24 protein-coding genes and 1 pseudogene are annotated in these 26,693 nt (G+C 53.7%); 14 read left to right on the top strand and 11 right to left on the bottom strand.

From position 1 onward, the window contains the following. The first annotated feature begins 90 nt into the window (after positions 1-90). Positions 91-1,275, top strand: coding sequence for a purine ribonucleoside efflux pump NepI (nepI, locus tag RW65_RS17140; RefSeq protein WP_039058009.1), 1,185 nt, complete (start codon positions 91-93; stop codon positions 1,273-1,275). Between the two features lie 4 nt (positions 1,276-1,279). Here nepI and RW65_RS17135 read toward each other — a convergent pair whose 3' ends face one another. The 6 genes from RW65_RS17135 to RW65_RS17110 form a co-directional block, all read right to left on the bottom strand. Further along, positions 1,280-2,182 carry an EamA family transporter gene (locus RW65_RS17135; RefSeq protein ID WP_039058008.1) on the bottom strand — a complete coding sequence of 301 codons (903 nt, stop codon included), beginning with the start codon at positions 2,180-2,182 and terminating at the stop codon, positions 1,280-1,282. Between the two features lie 109 nt (positions 2,183-2,291). Next, on the bottom strand, positions 2,292-3,671 hold the full coding sequence (locus RW65_RS17130; protein WP_039058006.1) for a carbohydrate porin: 1,380 nt from the start codon (positions 3,669-3,671) through the stop codon (positions 2,292-2,294). A 146-nt stretch (positions 3,672-3,817) separates the two neighbouring features. After that, complete coding sequence (locus tag RW65_RS17125) at positions 3,818-4,129, bottom strand: PTS lactose/cellobiose transporter subunit IIA (RefSeq protein ID WP_156124022.1); 312 nt, start codon at positions 4,127-4,129, stop codon at positions 3,818-3,820. Positions 4,130-4,132: 3 nt separating this feature from the next. Beyond that, the gene (gene gmuD, locus RW65_RS17120) at positions 4,133-5,521 is read right to left on the bottom strand and encodes a 6-phospho-beta-glucosidase GmuD (RefSeq protein ID WP_039058004.1); all 1,389 of its coding nucleotides are present in this window, start codon (positions 5,519-5,521) and stop codon (positions 4,133-4,135) included. Positions 5,522-5,557: 36 nt separating this feature from the next. Beyond that, the gene (locus RW65_RS17115) at positions 5,558-6,886 is read right to left on the bottom strand and encodes a PTS sugar transporter subunit IIC (RefSeq protein WP_039058003.1); all 1,329 of its coding nucleotides are present in this window, start codon (positions 6,884-6,886) and stop codon (positions 5,558-5,560) included. Between the two features lie 12 nt (positions 6,887-6,898). Continuing rightward, a complete protein-coding gene (locus RW65_RS17110) occupies positions 6,899-7,213 on the bottom strand; it encodes a PTS sugar transporter subunit IIB (RefSeq protein ID WP_039058002.1) in 315 nt (104 codons plus the stop codon). Between the two features lie 292 nt (positions 7,214-7,505). Between RW65_RS17110 and RW65_RS17105 the strand changes: the two genes are divergently transcribed. Continuing rightward, positions 7,506-8,462 carry a LacI family DNA-binding transcriptional regulator gene (locus RW65_RS17105; protein ID WP_039058001.1) on the top strand — a complete coding sequence of 319 codons (957 nt, stop codon included), beginning with the start codon at positions 7,506-7,508 and terminating at the stop codon, positions 8,460-8,462. Between the two features lie 979 nt (positions 8,463-9,441). Continuing rightward, a complete protein-coding gene (locus tag RW65_RS17100; RefSeq protein WP_039058000.1) occupies positions 9,442-9,660 on the top strand; it encodes a hypothetical protein in 219 nt (72 codons plus the stop codon). 226 nt (positions 9,661-9,886) lie between these two features. Here the strand turns inward: RW65_RS17100 and RW65_RS17095 are convergent, their stop codons facing one another. Further along, on the bottom strand, positions 9,887-10,702 hold the full coding sequence (locus RW65_RS17095) for a hypothetical protein (protein WP_039057999.1): 816 nt from the start codon (positions 10,700-10,702) through the stop codon (positions 9,887-9,889). Positions 10,703-10,749: 47 nt separating this feature from the next. After that, on the bottom strand, positions 10,750-11,616 hold the full coding sequence (locus RW65_RS17090) for a hypothetical protein (protein ID WP_039057998.1): 867 nt from the start codon (positions 11,614-11,616) through the stop codon (positions 10,750-10,752). Between the two features lie 774 nt (positions 11,617-12,390). Between RW65_RS17090 and RW65_RS17085 the strand changes: the two genes are divergently transcribed. The 6 genes from RW65_RS17085 (at position 12,391) to RW65_RS17060 (ending at position 19,350) form a co-directional block, all read left to right on the top strand. Next, positions 12,391-14,013 carry an ABC transporter substrate-binding protein gene (locus RW65_RS17085; protein WP_231564404.1) on the top strand — a complete coding sequence of 541 codons (1,623 nt, stop codon included), beginning with the start codon at positions 12,391-12,393 and terminating at the stop codon, positions 14,011-14,013. 48 nt (positions 14,014-14,061) lie between these two features. Beyond that, positions 14,062-15,021, top strand: a complete 960-nt coding sequence (locus RW65_RS17080; protein ID WP_039057996.1) for an ABC transporter permease — start codon at positions 14,062-14,064, stop codon at positions 15,019-15,021. Then, positions 15,021-15,968: an oligopeptide ABC transporter permease gene (gene opp4C / locus RW65_RS17075; protein WP_039057995.1), complete on the top strand. Its 948-nt coding sequence runs from the start codon at positions 15,021-15,023 to the stop codon at positions 15,966-15,968. Before RW65_RS17080 ends, opp4C begins: the two co-directional genes overlap by 1 nt. Further along, positions 15,965-16,945: an ABC transporter ATP-binding protein gene (locus tag RW65_RS17070; protein ID WP_039057994.1), complete on the top strand. Its 981-nt coding sequence runs from the start codon at positions 15,965-15,967 to the stop codon at positions 16,943-16,945. Before opp4C ends, RW65_RS17070 begins: the two co-directional genes overlap by 4 nt. After that, positions 16,942-17,907 (top strand): ABC transporter ATP-binding protein, encoded by a 966-nt coding sequence (locus RW65_RS17065; RefSeq protein WP_039057993.1) that lies wholly within the window; start codon positions 16,942-16,944, stop codon positions 17,905-17,907. Before RW65_RS17070 ends, RW65_RS17065 begins: the two co-directional genes overlap by 4 nt. A 249-nt stretch (positions 17,908-18,156) precedes the next feature. Next, positions 18,157-19,350, top strand: a complete 1,194-nt coding sequence (locus RW65_RS17060) for a zinc-dependent alcohol dehydrogenase (RefSeq protein WP_039057992.1) — start codon at positions 18,157-18,159, stop codon at positions 19,348-19,350. Between the two features lie 54 nt (positions 19,351-19,404). On the opposite strand, the gene nfsB is transcribed toward RW65_RS17060, so the two are convergent. Next, positions 19,405-20,058: an oxygen-insensitive NAD(P)H nitroreductase gene (gene nfsB, locus RW65_RS17055; RefSeq protein WP_039057991.1), complete on the bottom strand. Its 654-nt coding sequence runs from the start codon at positions 20,056-20,058 to the stop codon at positions 19,405-19,407. 199 nt (positions 20,059-20,257) lie between these two features. On the opposite strand from nfsB, the gene RW65_RS17050 reads away from it, so the two are divergent. The 3 genes from RW65_RS17050 to RW65_RS17040 all read left to right on the top strand — a co-directional run bounded on the left by RW65_RS17050 (position 20,258) and on the right by RW65_RS17040 (position 23,449). Beyond that, positions 20,258-21,193: a LysR family transcriptional regulator gene (locus RW65_RS17050; RefSeq protein ID WP_039057989.1), complete on the top strand. Its 936-nt coding sequence runs from the start codon at positions 20,258-20,260 to the stop codon at positions 21,191-21,193. Between the two features lie 64 nt (positions 21,194-21,257). Beyond that, positions 21,258-22,211: an aldo/keto reductase gene (locus RW65_RS17045; protein ID WP_039057988.1), complete on the top strand. Its 954-nt coding sequence runs from the start codon at positions 21,258-21,260 to the stop codon at positions 22,209-22,211. Positions 22,212-22,555: 344 nt separating this feature from the next. Beyond that, positions 22,556-23,449: a WYL domain-containing protein gene (locus tag RW65_RS17040; RefSeq protein WP_039057987.1), complete on the top strand. Its 894-nt coding sequence runs from the start codon at positions 22,556-22,558 to the stop codon at positions 23,447-23,449. An 18-nt stretch (positions 23,450-23,467) separates the two neighbouring features. Here RW65_RS17040 and RW65_RS17035 read toward each other — a convergent pair whose 3' ends face one another. Continuing rightward, positions 23,468-23,866, bottom strand: a complete 399-nt coding sequence (locus RW65_RS17035; protein WP_039057986.1) for a (R)-mandelonitrile lyase — start codon at positions 23,864-23,866, stop codon at positions 23,468-23,470. A gap of 177 nt (positions 23,867-24,043) precedes the next feature. On the opposite strand from RW65_RS17035, the pseudogene RW65_RS22195 reads away from it, so the two are divergent. Further along, positions 24,044-24,280 (top strand): annotated as a pseudogene (locus RW65_RS22195) (hypothetical protein); the annotation flags it as partial. A gap of 11 nt (positions 24,281-24,291) precedes the next feature. Beyond that, the gene (locus tag RW65_RS17030; protein WP_039057985.1) at positions 24,292-25,179 is read left to right on the top strand and encodes a dihydrodipicolinate synthase family protein; all 888 of its coding nucleotides are present in this window, start codon (positions 24,292-24,294) and stop codon (positions 25,177-25,179) included. Between the two features lie 7 nt (positions 25,180-25,186). Here RW65_RS17030 and RW65_RS17025 read toward each other — a convergent pair whose 3' ends face one another. After that, positions 25,187-26,245 carry an AbrB family transcriptional regulator gene (locus RW65_RS17025; RefSeq protein WP_039057984.1) on the bottom strand — a complete coding sequence of 353 codons (1,059 nt, stop codon included), beginning with the start codon at positions 26,243-26,245 and terminating at the stop codon, positions 25,187-25,189. Positions 26,246-26,693 lie beyond the last annotated feature (448 nt).

The following is a 26,693-nucleotide window of genomic DNA, read 5'->3' as shown; positions in this document are numbered from 1 at the left end:
GTGACATGAGTTGCCAAATTGTTAATTGCGTCACAGATTTTGAATGTTACACTGCGCGACTTTCACGAATAAAAACTAAGCAGGTAACGAATGAGTGAGCAATCTGTAACCCCCCCTTCACCGGATGCGGTCACCCGTCCGAACTGGTCGGCGGTCTTCGCCGTGGCTTTCTGTGTGGCATGTCTGATTACCGTCGAGTTTTTACCGGTCAGTCTGCTTACGCCGATGGCGCAGGATCTGGGTGTTTCAGAAGGCCTTGCCGGGCAGACCGTTACCGTGACCGCCTTTGTCGCCATGTTCGCCAGCCTGTTTATTACCACCATTATTCGCGCTGCCGACCGCCGCTATGTAGTGTTCGCCTTTGCGCTGCTGTTAACCCTCTCCTGCCTGCTGGTCTCCTTCGCCACTAACTTCACTTTGTTGCTGGTAGGCCGCGCCTGCCTTGGCCTGGCGCTGGGTGGCTTCTGGGCGATGTCGGCTTCCCTGACCATACGGCTGGTGCCAATGCGCACCGTGCCGAAAGCGTTGTCGGTTATCTTCGGTGCGGTGTCAATTGCGCTGGTGATCGCCGCTCCGCTCGGCAGCTTTCTTGGCGGGATTATCGGCTGGCGTAACGTCTTTAACGGCGCGGCGCTAATGGGTATCGCCTGTATTGTCTGGGTCTGGCAGGCATTACCTTCGCTGCCGGGCAAACCCGAACATCATGAGAATATGTTTGGGCTGCTCAAACGCCCAGGCGTGCTGGCAGGGATGATCGCCATTTTTATGGTCTTCGCCGGGCAGTTCTCATTCTTTACCTATATTCGCCCGATCTATATGAATCTCGCCGGGTTTAGCGTCGAGGGGCTTACGCTGGTGCTGTTGAGTTTTGGTATCGCCAGCTTTGTCGGCACTTCCATCTCTTCGCTGGTGATGAAACGCTCGGTCAAACTGGCATTGACTCTTGCGCCGCTCACCCTCGCTATTAGCGCGCTGGTGCTGTTTTTATGGGGCAGCGATAAAGCGGTCGCGGCGGCGATTGCCATTATCTGGGGGCTGGGATTTGCCTTAATCCCGGTGGGCTGGTCGACATGGATCACCCGTACTCTTGCCGATCAGGCAGAAAAAGCCGGTTCCATTCAGGTGGCGGTGATCCAGCTTGCCAACACCTGCGGCGCGGCGATTGGCGGCTTTGCGCTGGATCATTACGGCCTGCTCTCGCCGCTGGTGCTCTCGGGCATCTTAATGCTGCTCACCGCCCTGCTGGTGGCGGCAAAAGTGCGGGTAAAAGGGTAACGGCTTAAGCGCCGCGTATTTTGCGGCGCGAATCCCAGGAAATCAGCAGAACCGACGAGACAATCAGCAGCGTGCCGAGCCAATCCGGCAGGGAGAAGGCCACGCCGAGCAGCGCCACCGACAGCAACGCGCTACTGAGCGGCTCGGCACAGCTCAGAATGCTGGCTTTCGACCCGCCAATCATCTGCGCCCCTTTCAAATAGAGGCTAAAGGTCAGCGCGGTGCCGATCACCACCAGATAGAAAAAGGCGATTAACAGCCGACCATCCACCACAAACTCGCCCCCCTGCCCGCCACAAAACGGCGTCAGCATTAATCCCGCCAGCAACATACTCCAGCCGACAATCGGCAGCGTGCCGTAACGGGCGATCAGCTGTGAGGGATAAGTGGTGTAGAACGCGGCGGCAAACGCCGAGACAATCCCCCACAATAGCGCCTGCGGTGAAATGGATAATGAGGTGAGATTGCCGTGAGTCACCAGTAAAAACGTGCCGATAAGCGAGGTGACAATCGCCAGCACGACGGGCAGCGTGGGGCGCGCTTTGCGCACGACGGCAAACCACGCCACGATAATGGTCGGGGAGAGAAATTGCAGCACCGTGGCGGTAGCAGCGTTGGATTTCTCAATGGTTAACAGGAAGGTCAACTGCACCGTTAGCGCGCCGAACAGCGAGAAGAACAGCAGGCTGAATGCGTCTCTACGGTTTTTCAGAATGGTAAAGATTTTGTCGCTGTGAACAAACGACAGCGTTAACAAAATGACCCCGGTAAATAACAACCGCGTCATGGTTAACCACGTGGAGGAGATATGACTCTTCTGCATGATGTACTGCGCGCAAACCCCGGAACTGCCCCATAAAACGGCGGCGGCCAGCACGTACACCATTCCTTTCTTGCCTGAACCCATGTGCAACCCAACTCTGTGATGCGAAAGACTTATTGTTAGGTCGCACATCATATCACATGAAGCGTGCTTAACCGGGGGCGGCTATCCATCAACCGCCCCCGGTTGCCGGTTAGAACCAGGCTTCCCACATCGCGCCGACGTTGAACGAGTCGAGCGTGGTATCGTCGGTGCCGGTTACGCGAGCGGTGCGTTTGTTATCCACCTGGCCGCCGGTGACGTAAAAGCGCAGCATCGGGCGGAATTCCGGCCCCATCGCAATGGAGATGTTCTGCGAAAGGGTCAGCTTCCAGCCGTGGTTATCGCCGCCGTCATCGTAATCGACGCGCTGATAACCGGCTTCCAGCCAGGTAGAGTGCACGTCGTTCCACCAGTGCATTGGGCGAATAATCGCGCCATAGTTGCGGCGGTTATCCGCTTTGTAAGTGCTGTTGTCGTAATCGTGGAATGCCAGCAGGTAATCAACCTGCGTCTGGCGGCTGAATTTATAGCTGCCTTCGAAGCTGGCGTAGATGGCCGTCAGGTCGTCGGTTTTGTTAAAGACGCTGTTATCCGAATTATCGGAGTAGCGGGCGATCACTTTGTTGACGCCGTGATCGTTGGTATGGCTCAGCACCACGCCGCCTTGCCAGGCCTTCAGGCGATCTTCGCTTTCAATGGCTTTCGAATCGAAGCCGTAGTTAGCGTAGATTTCCAGATCCAAAGGCCCGACTTTCATGCCGTGGACTTTAGAGGTCACCGCATAGTTGCCTTTATCGCCGACGTTGGAGCCGCCGGTACAGGTGATACGTGACGGGTTAGATTCATCTTCCAGCACTTCCGGGCTACAGGAAGCCACGGATGCCACCGCTGCAACGTCAAACTGCACGCCGCCAATATCGAAGTTTTTCACCCCGGCGCCCTGGCCGTCGTGGTTCATCCAGAAGTAGTCGTTGATCCCCTGTTGCGGACGCTGGTGGAAATCACGTCCGGCCCAGAAGTAAGCGTTCGGGTTGGAAGCCAACAGGTTGGTCACCCCGGCATAGGCTTTTTTCAGGTTAACTTCATCGCCCCAGTGGTCGAACATCACGTTCACGTCCCAGATAGCGCCGTTATCGCCTTTGAACGCTTTGGAGAGCTGGAACTCGCCGCCGTTACCTTCGTTCCCCAGACGGCCAATCGCCGAGGCGCCGTTATAGGAGCCATCGACGCCGACATATTTCTGATCGCCGGACTGGAAGTGCGCGCCATAGCGGGCGTAGCCGCTAAACTTCACGCCGTAAGGAATCGCCATATCCGGCGTTTGCGCCGTGCTTTGCGGCTCTACCACCACATCGGCTTTTTTATTGATGGCGGAGTCCATTTTCGCCTGGCGTTCCGCCAGCGCTTTATCCACCGCTTTGGCGACGATGGCATCGATTTGCTCTTGGGTAAACTCTTGTGCGAAGACGGAGCCAGAGCAAAGGGTGGCCGCAACCGCCAGCGCCACTGGAAGTTTTTTATTTATTCTCATGGTTATCTCAATTAGTAAGTTGTTCTCAGACAATAACCATCCCGGGCGACCGGGCAGAGATTATTGCCATCACCATTACGAACTGCTTTTATTTATAAGTGTGGGTACAGATTAATAACGTTTTAGCGTGATTAATTCTCCGTTAATTACTGCCGATATAAAGTGTGTAGTGCAAGAATCTCTTCGGATAACTCGCGTGCTAATAACGACGTCATCAAATGATCCTGCGCATGTACCATAATTAATGTCATAGGCTGCCGGGCTTCACCGGCATCCTGTTCGATTAATTTGGTTTGCATTTGATGCGCCTGGCGCGCGTAGCCATCCGCTTCCTTCAGCAGCTGGCGGGCTTCGTCCAGCTCTCCTACCCTTGCCGCACGCAGCGCTTCAAAGCACAGGCTGCGTGACTGTCCGGCGTTGACGATAATTTCCATTACCGCCTCTTCGAGTTCGACCATCATTTAATCCTGATTAAAACCATTATTTTCTGCGGTAGCGGCAAACCACTCCCCGCTTTTCTTAATGGTGCGTTGTTGAGTAGCCAGGTCTAATTGCACAAAACCGTAACGGTTTTTATAGGCGTTACACCATGACCAGTTATCAATAAATGTCCACATATGGTAACCGAGGCAGTTACAGCCCTCACTAATGCCTTTATGCAGCCAGATAAGATGATCGCGCACAAAAGCAATGCGGTAGCTATCGTTTATTTGCCCGTCCTCGATAAAGCGCTGTTCATTCTCAACGCCCATACCGTTTTCGGAAATAAAACAGCGCGGATTATCGTAATTAACACGCAGGTTAGTGAGAATATCGTAAATGCCCGGCTCGTAGATTTCCCAGCCGCGATAGGGGTTCATTTTGCGCCCCGGCATTTCGTAATAATCAAACAGCCACTCCGGCATAAACGGCGCATCGGGATTGACCGCGCTTTCCCGGCACTTTACCCGCCGTGGCTGGTAATAGTTAATGCCGAGCAGGTCAATCTTGCCCTCTGCAATCAGCGCGATATCTTCCGGCTGGCAGGCGGGCAACTGATTGTACTCTTTCAGCAGCGCCACCAGGTCGGCGGGATATTCACCGCGCAGCACCGGGTCGAGAAAACTGCGGTTGAACAGCAAATCGGCATAGTGTGCCGCTTTCACATCCGCCGGATGCTGCGAACGCGGGTAGGACGGCGTGAGATTAAGCACGATGCCAATCTCACCGGCGTGATGCCCGGCGCGGAAGGCCCGTACCGCGCTGGCGTGGGCCAGCACCGTGTTGTAGGCCACCGTGGCCGCACGTTTGAAATCCACCACGTTCGGGTAATGGAAATCATACAGATAACCGCCTTCTACCGGCACAATCGGCTCGTTAAAGGTGAACCAGTGCTGCACCCGATCGCCAAAAAGTTCGAAGCAGATCTGCGCGTAACGGCTAAAAGCCTGCACTACCTGGCGATTTTCCCAGCCGCCTTTCTCCTGCATTACCATCGGCATATCGAAATGAAACAGGGTAATAAACGGCGTAATTCCCTGCGCCAGCAGTTCGTCGATAACGTTGTTATAGAACGCCACCGCCTGTGGATTCACTTCCCCGTCGCCATCGGGAATCAGTCGCGACCAGCTTAAAGAGGTGCGAAAGCTGTTGTGCTTAAGCTGCTTTAACAGCGCGATGTCCTGCCGCCAATGGCGGTAAAACGTCGAGGTCTCTTGCGGCCCCACCTGCTGATGAAAGCGCCACGGTTGGCTGGCGAACCAGGCATCCCACGTGGTGGCGCTTTTACCGCCCTGCTGGCTTTCCCCTTCGGTTTGTAGCGCCGAGCTGGCGCTGCCCCACCAGAAGTTTGCGGGAAACTGATATTTCATTACCGACTCCTTTTCGTTACGGCTGTGTGCTACGGCTTAGTTGCTACCCACGGTTTGCGCCATCGGCGCGTTGGCCTGGGCTTTTTCCTCTTCGGCTTTCATCAGCGAATGCTCGTAAGCGCGCAGGAACGGCAGATACATCAGGGCAGACATCACCATACAAACCAGGCACATCACCACCGGGCTCAAAGCCCAGTTCGCCGCCCAGGAAGCACCGATAGGTGCAGGTGTGGTCCACGGCGTCAGGGAAACGACCTGCGCCAGCAGCCCCATTTTGGTGGCGGTATACGCCAGCACGGCATTGACCAGCGGCACGCAGACAAACGGCACAAACAGCATCGGGTTCATAATGATCGGCGCGCCGAACAGTATCGGTTCGTTGATATTAAAGAAGCTCGGTACCACGCCCATTTTGCCGATAGTACGCAGATGCGCGACGCGGCTGCGTAGCAGCAGGAAGGCCAGCGGCAGCGTAGAACCTACACCACCAATCAGCAGGTAGTGATCCCAGAAGCCTTGCAGATAGACATGTGGCAGTGCAGCGCCCGCCGCCAGCGCGGCCTGGTTGGCGGAAAGGTTTGCCATCCAGAAGGGGTTCATAATGCCGGTGACAATCAGCGAGCCGTGAATACCGGCGAACCAGAAAATCTGGCACAGCAGGACAGAAAGCAGAATCGCCGGCAGGGAATCTGAAGCGGAGACCAGCGGTTCCAGCAGGTGCATAATCGCCTGCGGCAGGATCATGCCGGTTTGCGCTTCAATAAACAGGTTCAGCGGATGCAGCGTACCAATAATGACCAGCACCGGAATGAGGATCTCAAACGAGCGGGCAACGCCGGTCGGTACCTCTTTCGGCAGGCGAATGGTGATGTTGTGCTGTTTAAGCCAGGCATAAACGCGGGCGGAATAAATCGAGGTCAGCAGCGCGGTAAAAATGCCCTGGCCGGAAAGATACTGGGTGGAAATTTTGCCATCCGCGTAGGGTGCGGCAACCAGCAGAAACGCCATAAATGCCAGCAGACCGGTCATCACCGGGTCGAGGTTAAACTGGCGACCCAGGCTCGCACCTATCCCCACGGAGATAAAAAAGGTCATTACCCCCATGCTGAGGTTAAACGGCAGCATCAGCTGTGCGCGGTACTCGGTAGAAAAATCGAGCCATGCGCGGGCGAAACCGACGGTGGTATCGGCGGAAAACGGTGGGAAGATAAACACCAGCATAAACGAGCCGATGATCATAAACGGCAGCGCGGCGGTAAAGCCGTCACGGATAGCGATAACGTACTTCTGCTGACCCAGACGACCGGCCAGCGGGGTGATGCTTTGCTCGATTACCGTAATCATTGATTGATAGAAGGAACTCATACGAACACCTTTTTAATGCGCCGCTTCTATGAGCGACAATGCATAGTCCAGAACCTCATTGCCGCGCTGCATGCCGTAGTCCATCGGGTTGATGGGCTGAACCGGAATGCCGTGCGCGGCGGCCTTTTCTGACAGTGTTTTTAACATATATTTAACTTGCGGGCCGAGCAGCACGACCTGATAGCGCGGAAATTGCGTGTCGAACTCCGCAACGCCATAGGCGTCGATCTCTACCGGTATCTGTCGCTCATTCGCGGCATCCACCATTTTTCTCACCAGTAAGCTGGTGGACATCCCGGCTGAACAGCACAACATGATCCTGAACATCGTGACCCATCCTCGAAGTGTAAAAAGTTATTGCGGGGACGATTGGATATCATATGGAAACCGGTTTCCATGAATTCGCCGCAGAAGTGTGATAGCTATCAATGTCTGTGAATAATCTGATGTCGTAATTGGATTTACATCACGAAATTTGGCACTTTAAGGACATCAAAAAGCGCAAAATGGAAAATCGGTTTCCATAGAAAACCGAAACCGCTATACTCGTGTGGTTATATATTAGCCGTAGAAGTGATGGGATTTTGCGGGCGTACTCTGCGCCTGCCAGGGGAGAAAGATGTCTACAATCAACGATGTATCACGTTTAGCTGGGGTGTCGAAAGCCACAGTCTCACGGGTGTTGAGCGGTTCGCGCGGCGTTAAGGAAGCCAGTCGCCTCGCGGTGCTAAAAGCGGTCGAAGAGTTGAATTATCGGCCCAATGTTATCGCGCAGTCTTTGCTCAGCCAGTCGACAGGCTGCATCGGTGTTATCTGTGCTCAGGACAATATCAACCAAACCACCGGTTACCTTTACGCGCTGGAAAAGCATTTAAGCCAGAGCCAGAAACATCTGCTGCTGCGCTTCGCCAATAGCAAAGCGGAAGTGCTGAGCGCGCTGGACGAGCTGACCTGCGGGCTATGCGACGATGTGCTGATTATTGGCGCGCGTTTCCCCCTTAAGGTCGATGATGAAAACGTCATTCTGGTGGACTGCGTTGAGTCGGTCGATGCCACGACCAACAGCATTCAATTCGATCGTGCCTTTGCCGCCGAAACCGCCTGTAACTATCTGATTAGCCAAAGTCGCCGACAGATAGCGCTGATTCATCCGCGCACCGCCGCTGCTGAGCAGGTTCTGCATGGCTATAAGCTGGCGCTGGAAAACAATTTCCTGCCGTTTAACCGTAACCTGGTCTTTATGGATGACACCTCTTCATCCGTGGCGTTACAAGTATTGCTGAATAACGCGACTACGCTTAATTTCAACGCCTTGCTGGTGGCAGACGAGCAGGAAGCGCAGCGCGTGATCCCTCAGCTGCAGGCGTTTAATAAATCCGTGCCCGGCGACATTATGGTGTTCAGCCTTGCCGGTTCGCTGCATTTACCCGGTATTCCGGTGATTCCGGCGATTGAATATTCAATGGATGCAATGGCGGCGCGTATTGTGGCGTGGCTGAACGAGAAAACCCAAAGCGTGCTGGGTTCGTATCGCATGCGTGGGGATTTAATTATTCCTGATGTCCTTAAGCGGTAAATAATGACCGTAAGCCCCGCCAGGGGCTTTTTTTACTCTTTCATAAGAATATTTCTGTCTGCATGTAAAAACTTCCGATAATAAGCTAACCATACCTGGTAAAATACCCGTTTTATTACCCCTCTTGCGCCTGGTGAAATTTTTAGGCGGTAAATGCATTAAGATATAACCGTCTATATATCAAAAGCTTGCTTAATTTATTTTAGCAATTAACGATTATTTTTTGTCTGGTTTTCTTAACGTTAATCCTTACTCATTTGTATTATTAATCGACACGACTTTTTATTTCTATTGAACGTCTAAAAATTAAGCAGCACACTTATTCAACAGTTGGGAATAGAAGTCGCTGGATTGACGCTTTATCTTCCCATTTGGGTTAACTGAGATAAGGAATCTATTCATGTGTCAGTTGAAAACCCGCGCGTCAGGGCGAAAAACTCTGACAGCCTTGATTGTGATGCTCGTCGCCACGTCCGCTATTTCAGCCGAACAGACGAGTGAAGAGACATTAATGGTGGCAGATCCGTTTATACACGTGTTTTACACCTGTAGTGACGAGACGGCGACGCTGTTTAAACATCCCGATCTCTCCTGGCGCAGCGATACCCTTTTCGGCCAGTGCCCGTCGCCCTCATCGTGCATGTGCGAGGACAGCTCCCTCTCCTGCAAGCGCAGCGTACATATTTGTGACGCGCTTATAAACGATGATGATAACTGCGCCAGAAAACGCACTCTTCTTTCCAGCTACGACTCGCCGGATGCTGGCTACGCAGGGTGCCCTGAAACGGGTTGGCAAGAGGGATCGCCGTGTTGCTGTAATTCTTTTCGTAGTGTGTGCTTCTGAACTCGTTGGTTGTTGTTGTTGTTATTACGACGCCCCCAAGCGTTGATAGTCTGGCTTGTATAACTTGTCTCTTTGGCCGGTCCTCTGACCGGCTTTTTTTTTGAGCGATAGCAGCCCGCATAAAGGAGTATTAACGTGGAAGAAAAAGATGCACCGTGGAGGGTGAGTGGTATATCGAACCTCGGCAGTCGCCTGTATTGCCCGTTGGTTTCCCTGACTAACGGCCGGGTGTTTCGCACCGTCAGACTGGAAATCGATGCCGAAGAACTAAAAGGGATGTCACTACGTGAAATTGAGGTTATTGCCATCGGTCTGGCAAATTTGAATCGGGGAAGAAGCACCCTCGGCAGTTAAAGGCAGCAACAGCAATGACATTTTAGCGGCGGGTAAATCCATTCGTCTGGGCACTACCTTCGAATGGTTTGAAGGTTGGGGGTTGCCCGCAGTGCCCAGACAAATGCATTCAGATCTACGCAATAAGAAAAAAGTCCTGGTGTTGTCAAAATTAAAAACGAGCACAATAATCGTAAAATTTATTATCAGAGATATTTACTCATACCGACTGAGGCCGTTCTCGCTATTATTTAAAACACTCATTGCATGCCGTACTGCATCTCGCAGCTTCTGGTTCGTAGCAGAATTGATAGAGCGGACAGACATCGCAAAGTGACGTTTCGCTGTTACATCGCGTGTTATAGAGATGATTAAGATACTCGTTATCCTGATTTTTTTCTCCTACGCTTAAAACGCGTAAGAGCTCACGGGACGAGGTGCTATGTTCTACCTTTTGCGCCAGTTGCGCTTTATAGGCATAGATAGTTTTTAATTGCACTCCTTTCATTTGAGCAATGGTTTGTATGGAGAGGCCAGCAATCAAAAGCCGTAGCGTATTTATTTCATTGGTAGTGGCACCTATCAGGTAGAGTTTATGATAAATTTTATTTTGAATCTCTTTATATAATGCTTTTCCATCATATAACAGATTCATGATCCGTGGGCGCATAATGCCTGGCGACAAGTAAACCGGTGAACGTTCAACTTTCATTGCTCTAAAAATATCCTCCCTGGACATAGCAATCAGTTCTGAGTGGGTGAAGCAATTTTTTTCCTCAAAATAAAAATCAGCAACTGCTCTATCGTTGATATTTATCTTGCGGGTAGTAAAAAATACAGTTCGCAGCCTGGAGGTAGTAGCTATCGCCGCGATAAGCAATATTTTACGATGTGCAGGTGCATCAAAAATCAATGCTGTTGAGGTGTTTTGATGCAATGTCTCCAATAGCTTTTGCTCATCCTGATATATTTTTATTACCTGAAATTCATGTCGTTCTAAGAACAGATTTATTGCCGACTGGGTCGGCCACGAATAACTGAATAAAATAAAATCGGCTGACATTACATGATCTCCATTAGCTTCTCACTTGCGTGAAGTAATGTTCCATTTTAAAGACCGGTATAGATTTCAAGGCCAAGCCAAAATAAGCTAACAATCAGCATCATAACGTAGATTGCGATCGCTGCTACAGCGCCATCGCTGAGCTTCTTTTGCCTGGGTTGCAGGAGGGCATCAGTGAGCTCCTCGCGATTGCTTAATTTATTAAGCTGACAGTCATCTGCGTTTTTTATTTCCATAAGTTCCCTTGTTTGCCGGTAATACCATGTGTTTTCAACTTTTTGCAATATTCCATTTAGTAATATCAGTGCAGACGCAAACACTATGCCAAAAACGATTCCGATGAGCATTCTCAAACTGTAACTAATACGCCGAGGATAAAAACGGTAGGCATTTTTTTCCACGCTGTAAAAAAGCGGCGAGTCAATTTCGGTATTACATTTGCTTTTTTCCATAATCAATTCATTTTGTTCGATGTTGGCTTGATTGAGCAAATCGTTGATGACTAAAATTTGCGAACTTGCGCCGTAGGAGGCTACGGATAAGGTGACATCGTTTTTGCTCTCAAGTTGAATATCGACTTCTTTCCTGGCATTGCGATTAATAATGGTCTGTAAACGATAAATATAAGAGGTAAAAAGATCTTCTGGACTAATTAACCCCTGCGATCGATAAAATTTTTGCAAGCACATAATCAGCGGGTAAACGGTAAATTTTTCCGGAGAACTGATAGTTACTGAGGTAATCCATTGTTGTGGGTAATAAAAGGTGCTCAATACCGCCAGTAAAAAACCGGCGATGCCCGAACAAATGATATCTCGTCTGGCGGAGAATAAGGTTATTACCACTTCCACCAGCGCATTAGTGTTTTCATTAACATTAAGCGATTCTTCAAATTTGCTCTTGTGAATTCCCATTTATCTCACCGGATGCATATTGGGCGAATGCCGCATCCTACTATCTTAATGGCAAGCTTTCTTTTGATGATTTGGTTTTCGAATCGTCAAGAACAATGTTTCAGGTCGAAATAGATTTTTTTGAGTGATAAATATCACAAAATTATCCTGGTCTGATTTATAATATATTTTGTTTTTGTAGCACTTTAAGCATCCGCCGCAACCAGGAATTTTTGTTAATAAGAAATAGGGCGTCGTCAGGTGAGGAAATCCTAAAAAAACAAAACCTCATTTATAACATGGTTATTTTTTTGAGATTAATCTTAGGTTGGGAGTGGATTGAACCGGCATTTTAATTTCTTATTGATAAATGCTGACGTTTTAGCCTGGCTTAAAATAATGGCCATTAACGCTCCTATTTTTTGAGTCTGCTTGAGGGGTAAGTCAGACAGGCTACAAATCAAATATTCTACTCACCAGCCTTTTTAAATTAAGTTTTATTGGCGGTTATAAAAATTTAATCCGAGAACCTCAAAAGCGGCAGGCCGCAAGCGGGTAGTCAATAAGTAGAAATCTGGCAATCGTTATCCATAAGTTTGCTAAGGCCGATTGGTTATAAGCCATAGGTTTTCGTTGTTAGACAGGGTGCAGCACGGCTCTTATCGTTCGTCATGAATTGTAAATTTCACGCAATCATTTGATGAGGGAGCCATTTTGGCCAGCTTCGTGAACCGCTTAACTATTCAACCCACACGTTTCACCCTTGCATTGAAAATCGCCCTGCTCGGTGGCGTGATGGCCTTCTCGTCTGCCTCCTTCGCCGATGAGGTATTAAAAGAGGGGATCACACCCGCAACGGATGCCAGCCAGATCCCGACGGCGGCGAAGCTGCGTAAAGATACGGTGGTGGCCGGTATTTCTGAACCGCAGGGTATCTTTAACCCCTATTTCTTTGTCAATGGCTGGGATGAAAACGTCACCAACGTCATCTTCTCGCGGCTGATTGACTGGGACAGTAACGGCAAGCTAGTACCCGGCCTTGCCGAAAGCTGGACCGTTAGCCCGGACAACAAGGTCTACACTATTAAGCTGCGCCCGAACCTGACCTTTAGCGACGGCTCGCCGCTGACCGCAGAAGATGTGGCCTTTACCCTGACGGTGCTCTACGACCCGAAATACGATGGCGATACGGATATTACCCTGGCCAACATTGCGGGCGGCGCTGAGTACAAAGCGGGTAAAGCGGACAGCGTCAGCGGCCTGAAAGTGATTGATCCGTTAACGCTGCAGGTCACCACCACCCAACCGGGTGCGACGACGCTGGGTAAAATCGGCGGCCCGGTGCTCTCGAAAGCTTATTACGGCAAAGGTTATCAGCGCGGTAATCTTGATTACTTACGCACGCTGCACGGTAAACCCCTTGGTAACGGGCCGTATGTCTATGACAAATATATTCCCGGCCAGGAGATCCGTTTCCACGCGAATACCCATTTCTATCGTGGCACGCCGCCGACGCCGCGTTTTATCTACCGCGTAACCAACCCGTCGACCAACTTCCAGCTGTTCCAGACCGGCGAGACGGATTACGACTCTTTTACCTCGCGTCCGGACGATATTGAACAGCTGAAAATGCTCGGCTTCGCCAATATCAACCTGTTCGGCTCCAGCGATTACAGCAAAGTCGAATTCAACGTCCATCGCCCGGCGTTGCAGGATGTCAAAGTGCGCCAGGCGCTGATTTACGGTCTCGATCGGCAAAAGCTGATTGATGTGGTGTATCAGGGCTACGGCAAAGTCGCCACCCTGCCGATCGCGCCCATCTCGTGGGCCTATAACGCTGAAGGGGTGAACCCTTATCAATACGATCCGGCGCAGGCGAAAAAACTGCTGGATGAAGCGGGCTGGAAACCGGGACCGGACGGTATTCGCGTTAAGGATGGCAAACGGCTGGAGCTGACGCTGTTGGTGAGCAAAAAAGTGCTTAATGACGCGCTGATTCCAATCGCTAAAGAGAACTGGCAGCAGATTGGCGTGCTGCTAAAACCGCAGGTTGTCGATTTCAACGCCCTGATGGCGCAGCGCAAAGCAGGCAACTATGATTTAGCCTCCTTTAGCACCAGCACGCTGAACGATCCCCATGATGGCGTGTGGGATTACTACAGCACGGAAGCGAAAGAGTCCGGCTATCACAATCCGCAGGTCGACAAGTTGATAAACGAAGCCAATGCAGTGCTGGATGTGGAACAGCGTAAACCGATCTACCACCAGCTGTATAAAGTGCTGGCGGACGATCCGCCGGTGATTCTGCTTGGCTACCGCGAAATCTTGTCGGCGAGCAGCGCCCGCGTCACCGGGTTTAAACCGGATGTCTACAACGGCCTGACCGGCAGCCTGCCGGATGTGAAAATCGTCAAGTAACGCCTGAGATAACTGCCGGGGTTTCCCGGCAGTTGTCATGAGAACGCTATGCGAAATTTTATCCTGCGACGGCTGCTGCAAACCATACCCATGCTGCTGCTCGCGTCGCTGATTATCTTTATGCTGTTTGCGAAAACCCCGGGCGATTTTATCGACGGCAACGTTACGCTGACCGCCGCCCGCGCCGCTGAGCTAAAAGCCATTTACGGCCTCGACCAACCTCTGTTTACCCGCTATGTGCACTGGCTTGGTCAGCTGTTGCGCGGCGATCTCGGTTTCTCTCTGCAGTATCAAATTCCCGTCAGCCAACTGCTGAATCAGTACATCTGGAACTCGTTCCTGCTGGCAAGCGTGGCGCTGGTCTTTTACTGGGGAATTGGTCTGGCGGTCGGTATCGCTTCGGCGCTGCGGCCCAATTCGCTATTCGACCATTTGGTAAGCGTAGTGGTGTTTGCCGCCATGTCCTTTCCGACCTTCTTCCTCTGCCTGCTATTAATTAAGTGGTTCGCGGTGGATCTGCACTGGCTGCCCGTCGGCGGCATGACCAATACTGGCAGCGACGAAGGCGGTTGGGCATGGGTGCTACAGGTTGCGGCACATTTGGTGTTGCCGGTACTGGCGCTGGTGATGCTGCAGGCGGGCAGCCTGACGCGCTATTTCCGCGCCAGCATGCTCGATGTGGTGAAGATGGACTTTATTCGCACCGCGCGGGCAAAAGGGCTGCGCGAACGGACGGTCATTTTCAAACACGCCCTGCGCAATGCCCTGCTACCGATCATTACTCTGCTGGGTTTTGAGCTGCCGGGGCTGTTTTCTGGCGCGATCATTACCGAAAAAGTCTTTAACTGGCCGGGCGCGGGGCATATTCATATCGATTCGCTGGCGGCGCGTGATTACCCGGTGTTGATGGGCTTTACCCTCTTCCTTGCGGTATTAACTATTCTCGGCAACCTGATTGCCGATGTGCTCTACGCGTGGGCCGATCCGCGTATTCGGGTGAGGTCGTAATGTTGGGTTCCCTCTTTTCAAGCAATCGCAAACTGCGCGTCGCGGAGATCCCGGCGCTGGCGCAGGCGACGCCTTCCCCCTGGCGACAGGCGTGGAAAGCGCTGCGGCACAATCATTTGGCGATGCTGTGCCTGTTTTTGCTGGTGGTGATGACGCTGTGGTGCGTGATGGGCCCGCTGTGGTCGCCATGGAAAAATGATGCCACCGATGCGTTGATGATCAACAAGCCGCCGGGCGCTGCACACTGGCTGGGCACGGATTTTCTCGGGCGCGATGTCTATACGCGTCTGCTGCTGGCGGGGCGCATCTCGCTGATTATTGGCCTGCTGACCATGCTGCTTTCGGTGGCGCTGGGCTACCTGCTCGGCGCGGTGTCGGGCTATGCCGGCGGCTGGACCGATAAACTGATTATGCGGCTGGCGGATTTAGTGATGACCATTCCGAGCCTGCCGCTGCTAATTGTTGCCGGAGCCATGCTGTCGGAGCTCGATTTTTCTGCCGAATCGCGCATCTATATGGTGGTTGTCATGCTGAGCTTGCTGGAGTGGCCGAAGCTGGCGCGGCTGGTGCGCGGGCAGATCCTCTCTCTGCGCGAGCGCGATTTTATGCTGGCGACGCAGGTGCTTGGCCTGTCGTCGCGTCGCCGTCTGTTTGGACACCTGCTGCCGAACACCATTCCGATCCTGGTGGTGATGGCAACTATGGCGGTGGCTAACGCTATTCTGATGGAATCTGCCCTCAGTTATCTTGGTCTCGGCGTGGTGCCGCCAACGCCCTCGTGGGGCAATATGATGGACGCCGCCAACAGCCTGATCGATTTTCAGCGTCGCCCGTGGCTGTGGATGCCGCCGGGTATCGCCATTTTTATTACCGTGATTGCGATTAACGTGTTGGGTGACGGCCTGCGCGATGCGCTGGATCCGAAGATGAAACGGAGCGTGAAATGAGCGAACCGCTGATCGCCTACAACCAGTTATCCCTCTCATTTGCCAGCGAACAGGGCCGCGTGCGTGCCGTGCAGGAGGTCTCATTTACCATTCACGGCGGGCAGATAGTCGGCGTGGTAGGGGAATCCGGCTGCGGGAAAAGCGTCACCGCGATGGCGTTAATGGGGCTGCTTCCACCCCAGGCGGCGCGCATCGACGGCGGGCAAATTCTGTTTCAGGGCACCGATTTGCTGCGACTGAAAGCGGCAAAAATGGCCGATCTGCGCGGCAACGAGCTGGCAATGATTTTTCAGGAGCCAATGACGGCCCTTAACCCGGTGCTGACCATCGGTGAGCAGCTGTGCGAACCGCTGATCCGTCATCGCGGCGAAACGCCGAAAGCAGCCTGGGCGCGCGCCACCCAGTTAATTACCGAAGTCGGGCTGGCGCGTGCCGAAAGCCTGATGGCAAGTTATCCGCATCAGCTTTCCGGCGGCATGCTGCAACGCATTATGATCGCCATGGCCCTTAGCTGCCAGCCGAAGCTGCTGATTGCCGACGAACCGACCACCGCGCTGGATGTCACCGTGCAGGCGCAAATCTTACGGCTTCTGCGCGACCAGGCGCAGGCCAACAATATGGCGCTGATGTTGATCACTCATGACTTAGGGGTAATCGCCCAGATGGCGGAGCATGTCGTGGTGATGTACGCCGGGCGCGTTGTCGAACAGGGTCCAACCGCCGAGGTACTGCGTAATCCTATGCATCCCTATACCAAAGGGCTGATTGCCGCGCGTCCGATCCCCGGCGAGCGCCGCCGCAGGCTCTACTCGATTCCCGGCCAGGTGCCGGATCTGGCCGCCCTGCCGCCGTATTGCGCCTTTTATGAGCGCTGCGAACGCGCCACCGACGCGTGCCGGGAAGGCATTCCGCCGCTGTTCGGGCACACGCGACAGGCAGCCTGTATTCACTGTGCGTTAGCGGAGCCAACAGCATGAGCGAGCAGTATGTGATTGAAGTGGACGGCCTGAAAAAACACTTCCCGCTGCGCGAAGGGCTGTTTGGACAGGAGACCGGGCAACTGCGCGCCGTCGACGGCGTCAGTTTCAAAATACGCCAGGGAACCATTTTTGGTCTGGTGGGCGAGTCCGGCAGTGGCAAAACCACCGTTGGCCGCACACTGCTTGGGCTGTACGACAAAACGGCGGGCAGCGTGAAATATCGCGGCCAGGAGCTCCATGCGCTAACGGCGAAACAGATGCGCGCCCTGCGGCCGAAAATCCAGCTGGTGTTTCAGGATCCCTACAGTTCCCTCAATCCGCGTATTCGCGTGGGGGACGCAATTGGCGAGGCGATGCTGGAGCACAAGCTGTGCAGCAAAGCGGAGCTGCGCGATAAAGTGCTGGAAGTGATGAAAATCTGCGGGCTTGCGCCGCAGCACTATAATCGCTTTCCCCATGAGTTTTCCGGCGGCCAGCGCCAGCGCATCGGCATTGCCCGGGCGCTAATCCTCAACCCGGATTTTATTATTGCCGATGAGCCGATCTCGGCGCTGGATGTCTCTATTCAGGCGCAAATTATCAACCTGTTTGCCGACCTGCGCGACGATCATGGCGTGACGTTCCTGTTTATCTCCCACGATTTGGGCGTGGTCGAGCATCTGTGTGATGACGTGGCGGTAATGTACCTCGGGCAACTGGTGGAAACTGCCAGCCGGGACATCTTATTTCAGCAGCCGCTGCACCCTTATACCCAGGCGCTGCTGGCGGCGGTACCGACGCTCGATCCCGACAGCGAACCCGTTGCCGTGGTGCAGGGCGAGATCCCCGATCCGTCACATCCGCCCTCCGGCTGCCGCTTTTCATCCCGCTGCCCGCTGGCGACGGAGCGCTGCCGCCGCGAAATCCCGGCGCTTCGCGAAGTGGCTCCCGGACATCATGTGGCGTGCCATTTGGTATAACGCTATTTCCGCGACAGGGATATTTTCCCGCGCGTGTTCGCTTTAAATTCGACAAAGAAATAGCATTAAGCAGCACGAGAAATTAATAGCTTTGGTGCTGATTAAGCGAAGCGGTAAATTAACGAAAGCATTGTCCAGAGTGCTTAATTAGCCGCTTCGCTAAGTTTAAGAATTGTGGCTAATTTTATTTCCCTGGTCCGGCCTGTTCTATGCTTATCCCTTCTGTCTGAATATTAAGGAACAGGATATATGAGAGCACTTACTTATCACGGCGCACATAAAGTCAGCGTCGATAACCGCCCCGATCCGGTTATCGAATCTTCAGACGATATTATTCTTCGCGTGACCGCAACGGCAATATGCGGTTCCGATCTTCATCTCTATCACGGAAAAATACCCGGCACTAACCACGGCGATATTTTCGGTCATGAATTTATGGGCGAAGTGGTGGAAACCGGATCGGGCGTACATGCCGTTAGCAAAGGCGACCGGGTGGTGATCCCGTTTGTGATTGCCTGTGGCGAATGTTTCTTTTGCAAACTGCATCAATACTCCGCCTGTGAAAGCACCAACAGCGGCAAAGGCGCGGCGCTAAACCGCAAAGGGATTACGCCGCCGGCGGCGCTGTTCGGCTACAGCGATTTGTACGGCGGTATTCCCGGCGGCCAGGCGGAATATGTTCGCGTGCCAAAAGCTAACACCGGGCCGTTCAAAGTGCCGGATACGCTGACGGATGAAAAAGTCCTGTTTCTCTCAGATATCTTACCCACCGCCTGGCAGGCAGTGAAAAACGCCGAAGTGAAGCCCGGCTCAAGCGTGGCGATTTACGGTGCCGGGCCGGTCGGCTTGTTGACGGCAGCCTGCGCGCGTCTGGAAGGGGCAGAGCAGATCTTTATGATTGATGACAGCGATTATCGGCTGGCCTTCGCCCGGGATCGCTATGGCGTGGTGCCGATTAACTTCGATAACAATGACGATCCCGCCGCCTGGATTATCGAAAATACCGCCGGTCACCGCGGCGTGGACGCGGTTATTGATGCCGTGGGTTTTGAAGCCAAAGGCAGCACCACCGAAACGGTTCTCAGCACATTGAAACTTGAAGGCAGCAGCGGGAAAGTGCTGCGACAGGCGATAGCGGCCACGCGTCGGGGCGGGATTGTCAGCGTACCGGGTGTTTACGCCGGGTTTATTCACGCCTTTATGTTTGGTGACGCCTTTGATAAAGGGCTGACCTTTAAAATGGGCCAGACCCATGTGCATGCGTTCCTGCCGGATCTGTTACCGCTGATTGAATCGGGCCATTTAAAACCTGAAGAGATTGTTACGCACCATCTGCCGCTGGAAGATGCTGCCCGCGGATATGAGATCTTCGATAAGCACGCGGAAGATTGCCGCAAAGTGATCCTCATTCCTGGAATGAATGCGAAACAGGCAACGATTTAACAGATAATGCAATAACGAGGCTGCCTCCCGTTTCTGAGAGGCAGCCTTTTTTCATTAAATAAAGGTGAAAATCTCGTCGCGAGGCAGGCGCGATTTTGGCAGATCGGCGTTGAAATCCGTGGCTGCGCGATAGCCAAGAGAGACCAGTACCACGCTGGTGAACCCTTTTTCACGCAGGCCAAGGGCGCGATCCAGCTCGCGCGAATCGAAGCCTTCCATCGGCGTGGCGTCAATGCCGAGCATCGCTGCGCCCAGCAGCAGACCGCCAAGAGCCAGGTAGACCTGTTTTTCCATCCACTGCGGAACATCGCGCAGTTCATAACGGTGCATATCCACGTAAGAACGGCGGCCTTTATCCTGGCCCGCCTGCGCGCCTTCCGCTTTAAAACGACCATCTTGTTGCTCTTGCGCCAGCACATTTTGCAGATGCTGTTCGTCGAGATCGCGGCGCATACACAGGGCAATTACGTGGGATGCGTTAACGATTTTCGCCTCGTTATAAACAAACTCGGCGGTCGCGCCTTTTGCCATCGCCGCGCGGCCTTCCGGCGTGGAGGCGACAACAAAATGCCACGGCTGTGAGTTCACGGAAGAGGGGCTGTTTTGCAGCAGATTCAGCAGCGTCTCGATCTGCTCATCCGGTAGCGTTTTACCGGGTTCAAACGCTTTCACGGTATGGCGGGCAATTACGGCATCATCAAGTGTCATCGTGGTTCTCCTGGCGCATGAAAGGAAAATTTGGGACGTACCGTCCCGTAGTGTGGGAGGAGAATAAACGCAAAGCAGTACAAGATAAATCGATGAAAAAAGGCAGCACTTTCACTTATCGAGTGAAAATCAGGTTTGCCCGGCGGGCGTTTTCTGGCACAACAGTATCGCCACTCGCCTTATTTGCTGCGGAGAAGTCATGATTCGGCTGGAAGATGTCACGCTGTTTGTTCGCTCAGCGCTATTAGGAAGTTTTTCAAACGCCGCGCGTGAAGCCGGTTTACTGCCGGGGCAGGTAAGCGCCGCTGTGCACCGGCTGGAGCGCGATCTCGATAAGCGCCTGTTTGCACGCTCTACCCGCAGCCTACGCCTGACCGCCGAGGGGGAAAAATATCTCCCCTTCGCCCAGGAGATGCTGGCGGTAGTCGCGGCGGGAGCCGAAAGCCTGCATAGCGGCGATAAAGAGATTCAGGGGGAATTGCGCGTGGCGATGCCTTCCGATATCGGGCGCAACATCTTATTACCGCTGATCACCCGTTTTTGCGAGCAGCACCCGAAAGTGTCGCTGCGCCTGTCCCTTTCCGATCATATCAGCGATGTATTTCGCGATCCGGTGGACATTGCTATTCGCTACGGCGTGCTCGACAACAACAGCTATGTCGCTCTGCCGCTGGCGGAGGATAACCGGCGCGTGCTGGCAGCCTCGCCTGCCTACCTGGCGCAGTATGGCCGCCCGCAAACCCTGGATGAGATAGTGAATCATCACTGCCTGCTCTTTACCATGAACAGCCAGGTGTATGACAAATGGAGTTTTCCAGAAAATGGCATGCGGCGGCAACTGATCGTAAAAAGCCGTATGCTGTGCGATAACGCCGATGTGGCGCGCCGCTGGGCGCTGGAGGGCTTAGGGATTATTTATAAGTCATGGATCGATATCAGCGCCGATGTGCTTGAAGGCCGGCTGGAAGTGTTGCTGCCGCAGCATCCCGGCGAGGCAACGCCCCTCAATCTCATCTGCCCCCACCGCAAACAATTTTCCCCGGCCGTGCGCCATCTGCATAGCGAGCTGCGCGCGCATCTGCAGCCCATTACCGCGCTGTTGCAAACGCACCCGGCGTTTAAACCGCACGGATGACCAAAAGATCTGTGCCACAGCGCGCCAGGATTGAAGCTACGTTATCTCACAGAGGGAGAAGCATATGGCGTTACGTTCACTGGGTACCACCGGGTTACAGATCCCACCGCTGGTTTTTGGCGGCAACGTTTTTGGCTGGACGGTCGATGAAAAACAGAGCTTCAGCGTGCTGGATGCCCTGTTAGAGCGCGGTTTTACCGCCATTGATACCGCCGATGTTTACTCGCGTTGGGCGCCGGGCAACAAGGGTGGCGAATCGGAAACCATTATCGGTAACTGGCTGGCGGCGCATCCCGGCGCGCGCGACAAAATTACCCTCTTTACCAAGGTGGGTGCCGATATGGGCGAACCGGGTAAAAAAGGCCTTTCCGCACGCTGGATAACCCAGGCGGTGGAAGCGTCGCTGCGACGTCTGCAAACGGACTATATCGATCTCTACTTTTCCCACTGGCCGGACAGCGAAACGGGATATGACGAAACCCTCGGCGCGTATGAGACATTGCTCAAAGCTGGTAAAATCCGCGCCGTGGGCGCATCGAACCTCAATGCGCAGCAGCTAACGGAATCGTTAGCGATCGCGGATGCGCAGGGCCTGCCGCGCTATCAGGTATTGCAGCCGGAATATAACCTGTATGACCGCGAAAGCTTTGAAGGGGCGTTACAGGAGCTGACAATCCGCGAAAATATCGGTGTGGTGACTTATTACAGCCTGGCGTCGGGTTTCTTGTCGGGTAAATACCGCAGCGAAAACGATCTGCACCAAAGCCAGCGCGGGCAGGGCATCGCGAAATATCTCACACCGCGCGGTTTCGCCATTCTTGACGCGCTGGATAAAGTGGCCGCACAGCACCAGGTTAAACCTGCCGAAGTGGCCCTCGCGTGGCTGATGCAGCAGCCGGGCGTGACCGCACCGATTGCCAGCGCCACCAAACTTGCTCAGATCGACAGCTTCACCACGGCGGTATCGTTAAACCTTACCGCCGATGAGGTCAGCCTGCTGAATAAAGCGGGCGCATAACCTTCCTGCCCGGTGGCGTTCGGCTACCGGGCTGTTTTCCCTTTTGGGCTGCTGCGCTGACATTCACGCTGTTGATGCCGTTTTGACGCTCGCCCACGGCTAACGGGTAAAAAAACGTTCGTTAGCCTCCCCTGGCAGGCCAATCATTTACCTTTCTCTGAGCGAAATCATGGCAGGGTGCGATTGTTACCCTTCAGGCGGAAATTTCATTTTAGTTTTTTGTCCCGCTGCCGTTAACCACTATGAAAAAACAAAGTTTTACCTGTAAAGCAGGGCCGTGGCGCGCAGGTCAGGCCGTGCACCGTAACCCTCTTCTGAGACGTTGTATTACGGAACAAGCAACGATGATGGACAGTCACGATAAAAAACATGACCCGTTGATTGAGCGGCTGTGCGAGATTTTCGCGGCGCTTTATCAGGGTAAGATCATTGATAAAGCATGGCTGTGTGAAAAGTTCGGCATCACGGAACGGACGGCTTATCGCGATCTGGCGAGGCTTGGGCATATTCTCGATCAGGTATCGCCGGGACGTTATAAACTCAGCATTCACCTTCTTCCCGCCTTGCATAACGGTCATTTGGCAGAGTTCGCCGATTTTACCGGCGTCGCGCACCTCTTTCCGCGCCAGGATGGTCAATCTTTGCGTAACAGCTTACAGCAGCGCAGCAATATCACCTTTCATACGCCCAGCAGCCGGGAAAACCGGCAAATTGAAAATCTGCTTAACCAACTCAATCAAGCCATTTGCAATAAATGCCGGGTGGAATACCGCTATCGCGATAAATCCCGCTGCGCAGAGCCCTATCGGCTGATTAATCAGTACGGGCTGTGGTATCTGGCGGCGGTCGAAAAAGGGCAGCTAAAAGCCTTTGAAGTGGCGCGGATAGAAAACTTAACCCGCACCGCGGTGAGTTTTAGCCCGCGCGCGGAGGTGCTGGCGGAGCTGGAAAGTAGCGGCGGGATCCGTTTTGGTTCACGCATTGAAGCGTTGCTGCGCGTCTCGGCGCATGCCGCTGAATACGTCACCCGGCGGGCGCTGTTCCCTGCGCAGCGTATCGTTGAGCAGCATAATGACGGCAGCTTAACCCTTGCCACCGCTATTACCGATCCGCACGCGCTGTTTCGCTGGCTGCGCTACTGGTTACCAGATATTGGCATCCTTTCCCCGGCGTCGCTGCGCGAAGAGTTTGAGCAGGATCTGCACACGCGCTACGCGCACGGTACGGGGCCGAGATAGCAGGCTGACTGCTCCAGCCTATTTACCGCGATATTGCTCATCGGTGACCTGCTCAAGCCAGGTTACCGGGCTACCGTTTACGGATTCGGCAATGGCGATATGAGTCATCGCTGTGTCGGCGGTCGCGCCGTGCCAGTGCTTGATATTTTCTGGGATCCAGACAATATCGCCCTGGTTCATCTCCTGAATGGCTTCGCCTGCGCACTGAATCCACCCTTTGCCGTGGGTAATAATCAACGTCTGGCCCAGCGGATGGGTGTGCCATGCGGTACGCGCGCCGGGCTCGAAGGTGACCGTTGCGCCGCTCACGCGCGCGGGTTCGTCGGCTTTAAACGGCGCGTCGATACGTACACGACCGGTGAAATAATCTGCGGAACCTTGCGTGGAGGGAATCGATGCGCTGCGGATAATTTTCATGCTCTTCTCCAGTCTTTAAACACCTATTAAAGCGTAGCTTGCAGGCGGGAAAGATAACGCCATTCATTCATCATGGCGTCATAATCTCTTTTCAGGTATGACGTTCACTGACGGTCATGGTGAATACCACCGGCTGGGCGTTCTCATTGGCGTAGTGGTGCGGGGTATCGGTTTGTGCCAGGGGAGGTTATCTGGCGCGACGATATCGGCGTTACGTGCCGCCGCTGGAACTGGCGACAAGGCGTGCGCACCCGCTTATGCGCTGGCGACAGCCAGATGTGGTTTATCCTCGAGAGTCTGCCGGAAATGCCGCTGGACGCATTATGTGAGGCAGGCGATGAACCGATGGCTGGTTTGCAACGTATGATGTCAGGTTGTGGGATAGATAAAACTCTGCTCGGGTTGGAACTCTAAAGGAGAGAAGCATGGATTTCACAGGATTGTGCGCTTTTCCGCTCTCGCCGCTGCGCGATGAACGGCTCGACGAAGGGGCGTATATTCACTTAATTGAGCGGCTGCGCGTTGCCGGGGTCGATTCGATCGGCGCGTTGGGTTCAACAGGCTGTTACCCCTATTTCAACCGTACCGAGCGCGCTAATACGCTGCGTCTGGCCACGGAGTTTTCCGGCGCGGTGCCGGTGATTGCCGGCATTGGCGCACTGCGTACGCGCGACGTGCTGGGGCTGGCGGAAGATGCGCAGAAAGCGGGCGTCAGCGCGGTGTTACTGGCACCGGTCTCCTATCATCATTTAACGGATGAAGAGGTCTTTAACCTCTTTGCTGTCGTCACCCGTGAACTCTCCGTGCCGCTCTGTGTGTACGATAACCCGAACACGACGCACTTCTCCTTTAGCGACGAACTGCTGCTGCGTATTGCGCAGTTACCCAACATTGGCTCGATCAAAATTCCGCCCGCTGATGCCGCACAGCGAGCCGACCGATTACGTGCGCACCTGCCGCAGACGGTGACGCTGGGCATCAGCGGTGATGCCAGCGCGGTGGAAGGATTAAGTGCCGGATGCAGTATCTGGTATTCGGTGCTGGGCGGGCTGTTTCCGCAAGCGGCGCTGGCTATTTCCCGTGCGGCACAGGCCGGGGATTTCCCGCAGGCGCGTGCGCAATCCGCTGCGCTGCAGCCCCTTTGGCAGCTCTTTACGTGCTACGGCGGCAGCCTGCGCGTTATTGCCACGGCGGCAGAACTGCTCGGTATCGCTGGCGCATCGTGTTTGCCTGCGCCGTTACAGACGCTTACCGGAGAAGCCCGGCGTCAGGTGGCAGAAGTGGTGGAGCAGCTACGCCTGCGGTGTGAGTAAAATGGCGTTACGTTTCCAGCCGTTTTGCCACAAAGCGTGAAATGGCCGGGCCGGTGATCAGCACCAGGATAAAGCGCCCGGTCTGCATGGCCATCACAAACGAGATATCGACGTGGCTCGACGAGGCGATAATCGCCACCGTATCCGCCCCACCGGGGCTGGTGGCGAGATACGCCGTCAGCGGATCAATACCGGCGAACTGCACCAGCAAAAAGGCAAACCCGCAGCATACGGCAACCAGCGTCAGCACCGACAGCAACACGCGCGGTAGCGCCCGTGCGGCGTAGAGGACAATTTCCCGCGTGAAGCGCAGGCCAATGCTCCAGCCAATAATCGCGTAGGAGAGCGCCAGCAGCCACGGTGGCAGCTCCAGAGTCAGCAAACCGGTATCTTCAACGAGGGTCCCCAGTACTAAGGTTATCAACATCGGCCCGGACGGGATTTTGACCCAGCGGGCAAGCAGATAACCTGCCGCAATAACCAGCAACGTTGCGGCAAACGGCAGCCAGTGAAGCGGACCGAACAGGGTAAAAGCGGCCACTGCGCGATCCGGGCTCGCCGTCCCCATCCACATGCGGGTCACCAGCACCGCGACCAGCGCGACAATCATTACCCGCAGATACTGCATAAACGCCACTAGCCGCACGTCGGCACCGAAGCTCTCAGCCATAATCGTCATGGCCGCCGCCGCGCCGGGGGATGAGCCCCAAATGGCGGTTGAACCGGGGAAAACCTGTAATTTCGCCATGATCCAGCCAAGAATAGCGCTGGCAAAAATCACCGAGAAAATACAGCTGATAAACAAGGGCCAGTCGGCGGCGATACGACCAAATACCGAAGGTGGGATCGCATGGGCAATCATCGCGCCGACCACCGCTTGCGCCGCGCCAAAGCTCTGTCTACTGATGGTAACCGGACGGTTAAAGATAGCCAGAATAATGCCCGCAAACATCGGGCCGAGCAGTAATGCCGCAGGCAGATGGATAACCTCCAGCACCACGACAAAAAGCAGCGAGAGGGCAATAAGCAGTAAGCCATTGCGAAATAAGGGAATGTGAATCGCCACTAGCAGCACCTCCTGCGCATCACAGCAACGGCGACACGAACCATCAACAACGTTACGCTTTTCGAAAAAGAACGTCTTAAAAAGCGCTATAAGGCTTTTGAATGTATGCCTGATTTATCGTTGCTGCAAACTCTCCAGACGGGCACCTTTTACTTGCGTGCGTTAATTTAACTTTAGGCCGTGGTTTATCCGGAGATTTATTACCGTTAGCGGCATCCCTATCGACATGGTAAAAAGTCATTAGCGCGCTAATTTATGCGTAAAGCGTGTTGACCTTTTTTGCGATAAATATTTTCTCTAAAAAAAGATATATTATATTTTACTGATGTTTTTGCTGTTTTAAACCCTCATATGGCAAGCATTTTTTGCTGGCGGACACTCATTTTTATGAAAATTCCTAAACTAATATTAACTGCCTTGCGTTAACCAGATCGCGTAGCTAATTTTT

The organism is Enterobacter sp. Bisph1 (assembly GCF_000814905.1).
Classification (GTDB): Bacteria; Pseudomonadota; Gammaproteobacteria; order Enterobacterales; family Enterobacteriaceae; genus Kosakonia.
This window is presented reverse-complemented; position numbering and strand designations above follow the sequence as displayed.